The following is an 11,190-nucleotide window of genomic DNA, read 5'->3' as shown; positions in this document are numbered from 1 at the left end:
TAGCCACAAGCCTGCAAACAGAATTCTGGCATCACTTCACAACTATAGCTCACATCAATCATTACTACCAATCAGCTGAACTATAGTTCTAATCAAAAATGCTGCGAACTACATCAGGCAAAACAAGATCAACACCTGAAACCTATAGTTACAATAGTAAAAAAACTCCCCGGTTTGCACCAGAGAGCTTATTATAGTTAAGGAGATCTTTACTGCCCCACCACAAATACAGCGTTTCCGAACATCAGTTTGCCGCTATGCCAGAACCCGCGGAACAAGGGGTTATCCAGCATATACACTACCTGCCCTCTGCCCATTGGTTGCGTGCCCAGTATAAGTACATCCTGTAGTTTTGTTCTGGCAGCCGCCCCCACGAAGCCGGTGGTATAGTTGTCTTTCTTCAGCACACCCACGTTCCAGCCATTCTCGAGGTACTTAAAGGCATTTGCAGAGCGGATGAGCGCAAAATATGTATCACCGTAGCCAAAGGCCAGAGGGTGTGTATTGTCCAGGTTTACCCGGAAAACACTGCCTTGTACTTCTTCGGCTAGTGCTTCACGTTCACGGTCGCCGTAAGTTCTCAGCAGGTCGTATGGGTTCTTGTCTTTCTTAGCTTTCTCTTTGGCATCTTCTTTTTCGTCGTCTTTCTTTTCCAGGTTAAACTCTTTTTTGCCTGCCAGAAAAGTTGCTGCGCCTTCCATGGCTATCAGTTTGCCACCCGACTTTACCCAATTCTTAACCTGTTCCAGTGTTGCCTCATCCAGTACCCGGCTATAGTTGCCCGACGGTAAAATAAGCACATCAAACTCCTGCAGCGGCACATTCTTAAAATAAGATGTATTGATAACGGTAACCGGGTAGTTGATCTGCTGCTCGAAATAATGCCACACTTCCCCAAAAGCATAAGCAGATACGCCTTCGCCAGTCATAACGGCTACCTTTGGCATCTTCAGATTCCGCACATAACCGGAACCGAAGTCGGCACCTGTGGTTACAAAACCTGTTCCGGTAGCGCCTAATTCTATCTGGTATTGCTTAGCAAGCTCGCGAACTATCGTATCAAACTTATCACCTAACCGCTCGTTGCCGGTGCGGGTAATAATAAGCGAACCTGGTGTGTACTGCTGTTTGTCTGTTTCAAATGCTTTTTCGGCCATGCGTACTTTTATGCCCTGCTGCATAAGCCCGGACATAAATCTCAGGTCGTCCAAGCTGTTCCAGCGGGCCAGATAAGCGTACGGTTTTTCTATAGTTGGCTGAGCTATAGTTTGTTCTGTTAGTGTTTTACTCTGAGGGTCCAGGCGCTTATTCATGGCATAGGCCTGCACCCCAAAAGCATACGGCAAAGCCCAGGAGGTAATATCATAGGTCAGGGAGTCTTCCAGCATTGAACTTGGCTCGAAAAGCACTTTTACCAGTGTAGACTTTGGCTGGTGCATGCTGATCACGATGTCCCGCTCTCCTACTTTTACATTCTCTTCTTTGCCCGTCGCATAGCTAAAGCCACGCCCGGATGTGCTTTTGCCGGCATAACCATATTGAATTTGCTGGCGCTCCAGGTAATCTGTCAGCGTTTTTAGGTTGCCTCTGCTTTGCGCATCATTTCGTATCACAAAAGCTTTATGGACGCCGGCTGGTTTATTCAGGTTGTTCTCATAGTATTTCCGGAATTCCTGTTTCAGCTGGTCGGCTTTTTCGGATGTGGCCTGCATGGTAGCCATACTTGCGGCAACGTGGTGCGCAATGCGGTCGGTAAGGGTAAGCGTATCGCCATTCTGCGTTCTGATGGCCAGCCCTGCCCTGCCAGAGCCACCTTGTTCATAGGTCATGCCGATGGCCCCGTTAAAGGTTGGCCAGGTATCGCCATAGCTTGGGTAAAACAGGTCGAAGCTCTCGCGAGTGAAGTACAGCCAGTTGTTTTTATCGAAGTAAGCGCGGTTATAGTCTCCTATAGTGTGCTGAAACTGCCGCTGCCACGGCGTGATGCTTTCGTGCAGTGGCTTGGCGGCCGGCGAAAAGTAATATGGCGACTCCACTCCCATCTCATGAAAATCGGCGTGCACCTGCGGCAACCAGTTGTTGTATACCTCCAGTCGCTTTTTCGATTCTATCTGCGTTTGCCAGGCCCAGTCGCGGTTCAGGTCGAAGTAATAATGGTTTGGTCTGCCGCCCGGCCAGGGTTCGTAATGTTCCCAGGCATACGGCGATGCATTTCCGCCCTGTGCAGCTGCCTGCTGGTACCATTGCACGTAACGCTCGCGCCCATCTGGGTTCACGCAAGGGTCAAGTATAACGATCGTATTCTTCAGCCAGTTCTGGGTTTGCGTATTTGCCGGATTTGCCAGTTCATACAACACCTGCAATACTGCCTCTGAACTTACAGCTTCGTTGCCGTGCACGTTGTAGCTCATCCAAACTATAGCCGGCTGGTTTCCCTGCACCTGCCCTTGCTGTACTCCTGCCTGCTTCAGGTTATTTTGCTGTATCTGGTCCAGTCGCGCCAGGTTTTCTTCTGTTGCCACATAGGCCAGCACCAATGGTCTGCCTTCGTACGTTTTGCCGTACTCCTGCACTTTTATGCGCTTAGGAGCCTGTGTAGCCAGGTAATTTACATAGTCCAGGATGCGGCTGTGCGTGGTGAAATGCTGCCCAAGCTCATAACCCAGAAACTGTGCCGGTGTCTGGATGCGCTGCTGTGCCGAGACGAACTGCGCACAAAGAAACAGCAACAGGAAAGCAGCAAATACTCTCAGAGAATTTCTCATGTATAACACGTGTAGGTGAAAATAAGGGAAGTAAAAACTATAGCTGTAAAGTTACAGTTTTCGGTTATTAAACAAGGTTTATACTATATTTGGCTGAACTGGTTTAAGTGAGGCGCTGTTGCTTTCGTAAATAAGAGGTATGCCGGCCAAACCAACTATAAAACAGCTGTTCAAAGGTATGCTTCGCGCCTTCGGAATTACTATGTTGTTATCTGTTGCTATCGCTTTTATTCTTAGTTTCATCCCTGTGGGCGCTGGCACAACTCCAACGACCCAGCAGGATTCAGTCCAGATTTACCTCACCTCCAATGGCATCCACACCGACCTTGTACTGCCTGTTAAAACAGACTATATAGACTGGCGCAACAAAGTACCACTACACCATTTTGCCGGAGCCGACAGCAGTTTTACACATATTGGTTTTGGCTGGGGCGATCGTGCCTTTTATATGCAAACCCCGGAATGGAGCGATCTAACTTTAAAAGTTGCCCTGGATGCCATCTTCTGGCCGTCGCCATCTGCCATGCACGTAGAATATATCCGACGGCCGCTCACACCCAACAAGCACCAACGCCCGATCTGGGTAACGCCGGAGCAATACACACAACTTGTAAACTATATCTCCGGCTCATTTCAAACTCAAAATAACCAGGTTATGCTTATAGAAGGCAAAGGCTATAGTTCCACAGACAATTTTTACGAAGCCCGAGAGAAGTTTTACTTCCCCAAAACCTGTAATTACTGGGTGAATAACGGATTAAAAGCTGCCAACCTGAGAGCAGCCTTCTTCGCTCCCCTGCCCTTCGCTGTGATGCGACATTACCGGTAACTATAGTTTGGTAGCCGGGCTATAGTTGCTACCCATGCTCAAAGCAACTATAGTTAAGAGCAAAACTATAGCTATGGCACACTATGGGTTTACAAATCCATCTTGCTTTCATTTCTTACTAAGTATTAAAATAAAAAAGACGGGTAAAATACCCGTCCCTTTCTGCTTTAAACCCTAATAAGTTTACTGTTTCAATAGTTTAAAATTGTTGAATGTACCGTTAAAGCGCGTGGTAATTATGTACATACCAGCCGGCAGATCAGGTCCCAGATCCAATGTAATCGTATTCTTACCCTGCTCCACCTTCACGTTTTTAATCATGAGTTGTCGGCCCTGCAGGTTTGTAACTGCCAGCTCCATTACGGTGGCTTTCTCAGCGTCAATTTCCAGCTTCACTTCCCGCTCAAATGGGTTCGGGTACACCATAGCTTTATTACTTGCCTCACCAAAGGCCACCGCCACCGGACCATAGTAAGAGAACTGACCATCCAAGTCTAGCTGTTTCAGGCGATAGTAGCGCGTGCCAAACTTGCCATTTTCTCTGTCTACAAACTCATAGAGCTGCTTTAACGAGCTGGTGCCATTCTTGCTTGGGACAAACTCCAGCTGCCTGTAGTTCTTGTTATCCTGCGACACCTGTAACTCGAAGCCCGCATTTTCTTTCTCTGATGCTGTAGCCCAGGTCAACACGACTGTATTGTCTTTGCGCACACCTTTAAAGTAGATGAGCTCTACTGGAAGTGGAATGATACCTCTATTATCCATTATAACATCTGGCAGGCATATTCCGCTAGGTGTTCTGATGATACACCTCACAAACAAGCCCTCCGCCGGATTATTAATCATAATGCTGTTGTCTGGATATCTTGTAGTGGTATAGAGTGTTGCGGAACTTTCGCTGGCTCCGACATACCACTCATACACAAAGTTGTCATTCATGGCAACACCCTTTGTAATGTGGTCAGATTTCGCAACAACTTCCCAGTTCGTCGTGTTATCTCTCCAGAACACTTCAAGCTCCCCTGCTACTATCGGATAAGTGACAGCTGTAACCGTAACCTCACCTACTTTAGGAGTAGAACATGAACTCGAATTAGTACCTGAAACCGAATAAGTACCTGGGGTAAATGTTCCGAAACTTAATGGCTCTGTACTGCTGCCTGTTCCTGTTCTTGTTACTGGCGTAAAGCTTGGGTCGCCTACTTTGGTTAAAGTATATGTAACCCCAGACTCTGAATTTGCCAAAGTTATCAAGGTTCCGTCTGGCTGTGTTACAGGGCAGAATGGAGGTCCGCTGACAGTTCTGAGCTGAGGCAATGGGTTTATAGTTACCGGTACTTCCCCAAGCATTGGAAGCGGGCAGGCTGGGGTAGAAATTGTAGTCGCAATAACGCTATAAATACCTGCAACAGTCTGATTACCAAAACTGATTGAACTACCAGTTGTACCACCTACAGGGCTACCTACATCTGTTACAGTACCATCAACTGCTCTTCTTCGAAGCTGGTATAAAACTCCGGTTTGAGAGTTACCTAACCCAACTATAACACCGGCGCCGCCTGCGCAGGCACTACCTCCTCCTGTAACTGCATATTCAGTCGGCAGAGCTGTCTCTAATATTTGTATACTGCCGCTTATAGTTATGGAGCAATTAGTTGCGCCGTTTAATGCCTGCACAGTGTAAGTATCAGCTTTAAAGTTTCCGAACGATATGGCGCTGCCAGTACCTTCAACTGTACCAACAATTTCTCCTTTGCTGTTACGAAGGTTATAGGTCACACCAGACTGTGAACTTTGCAAGCCTACAGGTGCACCGGCCCCTCCCGCACAATAACTACCACCACCTGTAAAGGTCTGAGTAAGTGGTAGTGGATTAACCTGCACGGTCACACTACCCATAGTGGTAGTACATGCGGCTACCGTACTTCCAGCTATAGTTGTTGCTACAACTGAGTAAACGCCTTCATCAGTATGGGCACCGAATGAAATTGACTGGCCGTCAGAACCATTTATTGGTAACCCAACATTAGTTGTTGTGCCGTCGAAAGTTCTTCTTAGCTGATAACTTACTCCCGTCTGTGAACTACTTAATGTAATCGGAACGCCCGCTCCGCCGGCACAAAACTCTCCATTGTTACCAACTGTTAGTGTTTGTGTAGTCGGTGGCTGTGTAACATCTACCCTAACTGCATTTGTAGTGAAGCATAATCCTACACCTGTGCTAATCTCTACAGTATAAACCCCTGTTGTAGTTTGTCTACTAAAGGTTATAGCGCTTCCATTACCTGTACGCGTTTCAACAGTTTCAGTGCCATTTCGCTTCAACGTGTATGTAATTCCTGATTGAGAACCTGAGAGAGTTATTGGTACGCCTGTTGCCCCCTGACAAATTGCGCCACCTCCAGCTAAAGTTTGCTCTAAAGCCACAACCATAGTTATGGAATTGTTAGAGGCTACAGGACTACACTTATTTTCCTGAGACGTAAAGGTCAGATCTACTTTATCACCATTCTTAAGATTATTGGCAGTAAACTGATTAGATGTTGAATAAAGAACTGAGCTTACTATACGTTCATTTACTCTCCAGTTAAGCATCAATGTTGATGACACAATAGCGTTTACTGCCGGAGTAGCAGTAAAGGTTACTGGTGTACCAGGGCAAATTGGCCCTGTAGGGTTTGCTGTTATACTAACTTCATAATTCTCAGGCATCCCCAAGTAAATGCGGTTTGAGAACAGAACATTTCCTTTATTGTCATTGACTACCATCTCTGGTTTGTTATCATACACATAACAAGGAATGGTTATTGGATTTTTTGGTTTGGCCCTCACTGTAAAGAAGTCTTTCGATGATAACCCCGCCTGACTTACGGTTGGCCCGGTTTGCCCTTCCTGGTTGTCAACAGTATTATTCTTCCACCAGTCGAACAGGAACAGATCAGTAACATCTGTTCCACCTACCCAGGTAACCTGCTCAAAGCGCGGATTATCCGGGTAGTTAACTTTGGTAGGGTTCTGTATCACACGGGCCGTATAGGTCGTGTTCTGGCCAGGACAGACTGGGAATGGGCTGGCTGTTAGTATAAGAACTAACCGGGCAGTTGGTGTAACAGTGATTGTTACAGGGGTACTTATATTTTCTGTTGTACTGGCACAGGCTGCAGATCGTACTATTCTTCTGAATGATGTTGTTGCAGTTAATGGGCCAGGACTATAGTTTTGAGCGGTAGCACCTTGTATATTAGCGTAAGCTGAGCCACCCGTGCTGCTTTGCCATTGATAACTGTACGAACCGGCTCCGCCCCCACCACTAGGTATACTACCTGTGAGTGTCTGAGGAGTTGCATTCTCGCATATAGTATGTGCTGAACTTATGGTATTATTTGTTAGCGTTGGTCTTACTGTAATAGTTGCAGAGCTGGTACTTGAACAACCATTCTGCAAAACAGTTAAAGTATAAGTTGTGGTAATGTTGTTACTACCTGTATTTGAAATCGTAAGTGTTGGCTGTGCCACATTATTTGCACTCAACCCTGTTGATGGAGCCCAGCTATACGTATAGCCGGCAACTGGAGCAACACCTAAAATAACTGATTCACCGGAGCACATTGTTTTATCTCCACCAGCATTTGCAACCGGAATAGGATTAACTGTGACAGGTATACTACCTGATGGTGCGCCGGCGCAACCACCTGCGGTATTGGTAATAACAACATAGTAAGATCCACTTGTGGTTGCAGTATAAGTTCGAGCACTACCTACAGGCGTATTTGGCGTTGGGCTAGTGCTATTAAACCATTGATAAGTATAACTACCTGTACCTACCGGTGTTGCAGGTTCAGCTGTAGCTGTAAGAACAACAGAACCACCATTGCAGAATGTAGTTGCAGAAGCTGCCGCTATAGTTGCTTTTGGCCGGGTGTTAACTGTTACTGTAACAGCTGCAGATGTTGTACTTTCACAGCTGCCACTACTTTCAGGGTTTATGATTGTTACAGTATAACTACCTGCTGTTTCTGCTTTATAAGTTAGTCCGGTAGCTTCAGGTATAACTGTTCCACCCCTTCTCCAAACATAAGAATAGTTTCCACTAGCAGGCATTGTAGGATCAGCTACAGCAGTAAGTACTACAGAACCACCCTCACAGAAGGTTGTCGGAGATGTTGTAGCTATAGTTGCTTTGGGTACTGTATTTACAGTTACATTTATTGTATTAGACTGCGCACTACTACAAGCACCAGCTGAGTTTGTAATGATAACGTAGTAAGCACCGCTCTCAGTTGTTGCATATGTTCGATTAATAGCACCGTCAATAATACCGCTAGCATTATACCACTGGTATGTATAAGTACCTGGCGAAGCTGGAGCTGATGGTGTAGCTGTGGCAGTGAGTGTTACTGAGCCACCTTGGCAGAATGTTGTAGGAGCCCCGTTGGCAGATATACTGGCAGTTGGTCTGGTATTAACAGTGACTATAGTTGGTTCAGAAGTTGTGACACTGCAACTTGTAGGTTTGCTGGTATCAGTTACTCTTACTCTATAGTTACCGCTTACGGTCGCCGTAAAGGTTCTACCGTTGCCATTTGCGGTAATTTCTGTAGTTCCATTCAACCACTGGTAAGCATATGTACTTCCTGCTGGTGCCTCTGGTGCGCTTAGAATAACCGACCCGCCCTGGCAAAAGGTAAGATCTCCATCAACCATTATAGTTGCTTCCGGCATCGGATTGACTGTTACTGCAACAGGTGCTGATGTAGTTTCGCAACCTCGGCTACTGAAAACAGTCACACTATAGTTTCCGGAAGCATTTACAATAATAGATTGTGTAGTAGCACCGTTGCTCCACAGGTAACTAGAGCCGTTGCTGGCTGTAAGTGTTACACTGCCACCCGCGCAGAAAGTTGTTGTTCCGGATGTTGAGATAGTTGCGACTGGCAAGGGCCACACTGTTAGATTTACAGTTGCAGATGCCGGATTACAAGAAGCTATATTTTCAGTTACGTTTAATCGTATAGTTGTACTCAGTTCGCTTGTAACACTGGCAGGCGCTGTAACAGTTATAGTTGATGTCGTAACCCCCTCAGCATTGGTAGACTCATTTATGTCTGAAATAGTAAATCTGCTGTCAGAAGATGACCAAACACCTGTACCGTTGGAGTAAGTACCGACAACAGTATAAGTTGTAGCCCCGTTCCGCTGCTCGCATTGCTGTACTATAGTTGGTGGGGCTATACTTGCTGTTGGTTGAGGCAGTACTGTTACAGTTACTTCATCTGACTCTTTATCGCAGGACACACCGTTTGTGGTTTTAGTAACTACTACTCTGTATGTTCCACTTTTATCAGCAACAAATACCCTTGTATTGTTATTTGCTCCATCTTTGCCTACTGCAGGTAAATAAGTGGTTCCATCTTTTATCTGCCATGCATAAGAATAACCAGTTCCTGCAGGAGCTTCAAGCCGCACACTTCCAGTATTACAAAAAGTAGTAGCTCCAACTATAGATATAGCAGCACTGTTTGGTCTCTCACTTACTGTAACAGCAATTACATTGGATGCCACCGAGCAACCGTCTCTGGTTATTACTGCATAGAAATTATTTGTACCAACCTCTTCTACTTCATAGGTACTTCCTGTTGCCCCTGTAATAGGTGAATTTACTCCATTAGGGATACCCTTATACCATTGATAACTATAAGCTTCGTTATCTACTGCAACCAACAGTACCGAATTGCCTATACAGAAGCTTGTTGGGCCAGTTGGTGTAATGGTAACATCAGGCAGAGGCTTCACAATTACATTCACAAGTATCCGATCACTCTCACACCGGGTTGTAGTATTATAGGTAGATACATAATATTCTGTATCAGCATTAAGTACTGGAGTTGTAAATGTTAGCCCTTCTCTTAATATACTACCCCCGCTTTCCGCACTGTACCAACGCAGCGTATTGCCATTCGCTCCTGCAGTTCCAGATAGGGTAACGGTACCGTTACCACATCGCTCAAAAGGGCCATTTACAACAGGGGTAGCCGGTATTGGGTTAACTGTAACGGTAATAAAGTTAGAGTTAACACTCTGGCAAGTGCCACTAGAGTTAGTTACAACTAAAAAATACCTCCCTGAAGCATTTGCTGTAAAAGTGCTCTGGTTTGCACCGGCAATCTCACCTCCAGTCTGCTCATACCATTGATATGAATAACTTCCTCCATTTGCTGGTGTGGCTGGTGCTACGCTGGAGCTTAATACTACAGAAGAACCATTACAAAATGAGGTTGCTGTTGCAGCAGAGATACTTACCAGCGGAATAGTGTTGATTGTTGCCGTAACCGGAGTTCTGGTTGCACTCTCACAGCCTTCAGCACTTACAGTACTCACATAAAAAGTAGTATTAGCACTTAGTGATGGGGAATATGTACCATCTGTTTGTCCTGAAATCGCGCTGCCACCTGATGAAGCAGTATACCAGCGATAACTACCACCAGAAGGCGCACCACTCGCAGTTAATGTTATAGTACCGCTACCACAACGTGCTTCGGATGTAGTAGAGGGGGCATCTGGCAACGCATTTATCCGAACTGTAACAGGTGTAGAAAGATTACTTGGGCAGTTCTCAGCTGGGTCTGTGATAACTAATTGATAAGAACCCGCTTCAGTTGTACTGTAAGATATACTTGTAGCATTACTTATAGCTTCGCCATTTCTGTACCACTGGTAAGAATAAGTTTTTCCGGTTGGTGGTGATGGTGCAGTTAGAGTAGCTGGGGTTCCGGCACAAACACTTACAGGGCCTGCCGGTGTTATAGTTGCTACCGGCCTTGGCACTACCCTTGCAATCACTTCTGTTCTGGTAGCGCTTTCGCAGCCCTGCGGGCTTACTGTCGCAACATAGTATCTAGTAGTTGTACTAATATTCGGGGTAGTATAGCTTGAACCAGTTGCGCCTGTAATGGCGTTATTTCCTGTTGGACCTGTATACCACTGATAACCGCCGCCTGCAGGTGCACCTGTAACAGTTAGTACCGTTGATCCTGATTCACATATCAATGTAGCTGTACCGCTAACTGAAGGTACTGATGGCCGTGGGTTTACGTTTACTGTTACCTGAGATGTTACTGTACAACCACCTGATACAGCAGTTACTGTATAGGTAGTTGTTGTAGTTGGGTTTGCTGTTACTGTTGCACCTGTTGTATTACTCAACCCAGTAGCTGGAGACCAGGTATAGCTTGTAGCTCCGCTTGCTGTTAATGTAGTTGATTGCCCAGCACAAATATTAGGCTGCGATGCTACGACCGACACTGTTGGAGGTGTAGTAACAGTAACTGGTACAGCTGCAGATGGGGCACTTGGACAGTTTGCCCCGCCTGTAGTATTAGTAATTATAACTGAATAGCTTCCGGTTACATTAGCTGTGTAAGTCCTGCCAGTAGCATTAAGTATATCAGTGCCATTATTTCGCCATTGGTAAGCATACGTTTGCCCAGCTGGAGCATCCGTTGCAGTCAGTACTACTGATTGTCCTTGACAGACTGGTGCAGGAGTTGTGGGAATAACAGTTGCTGTTGGTGTTTGAATTGCTCTAGCTGTCACAGC

Annotated in this window: 3 protein-coding genes; 1 reads left to right on the top strand and 2 read right to left on the bottom strand. The window is 45.9% G+C overall.

Annotation, left to right across the window (positions count from 1 at the left end; genetic code table 11):
* Positions 1-209: 209 nt before the first annotated feature.
* A complete protein-coding gene (locus GXP69_RS10140) occupies positions 210-2,765 on the bottom strand; it encodes a M14 family metallopeptidase (protein WP_163914957.1) in 2,556 nt (851 codons plus the stop codon).
* Positions 2,766-2,904: 139 nt separating this feature from the next.
* On the opposite strand from GXP69_RS10140, the gene GXP69_RS10135 reads away from it, so the two are divergent.
* Complete coding sequence (locus GXP69_RS10135; RefSeq protein ID WP_163914956.1) at positions 2,905-3,594, top strand: TIGR02117 family protein; 690 nt, start codon at positions 2,905-2,907, stop codon at positions 3,592-3,594.
* Between the two features lie 183 nt (positions 3,595-3,777).
* Here the strand turns inward: GXP69_RS10135 and GXP69_RS10130 are convergent, their stop codons facing one another.
* Positions 3,778-11,187 (bottom strand): Ig-like domain-containing protein, encoded by a 7,410-nt coding sequence (locus GXP69_RS10130; RefSeq protein WP_163914955.1) that lies wholly within the window; start codon positions 11,185-11,187, stop codon positions 3,778-3,780.
* Positions 11,188-11,190 lie beyond the last annotated feature (3 nt).

The organism is Pontibacter burrus (assembly GCF_010686685.1).
Classification (GTDB): domain Bacteria; phylum Bacteroidota; class Bacteroidia; order Cytophagales; family Hymenobacteraceae; genus Pontibacter; species Pontibacter burrus.
Note: the sequence above shows the minus strand (reverse complement) of the source record. Positions and strands in the feature narration are given on the sequence as shown.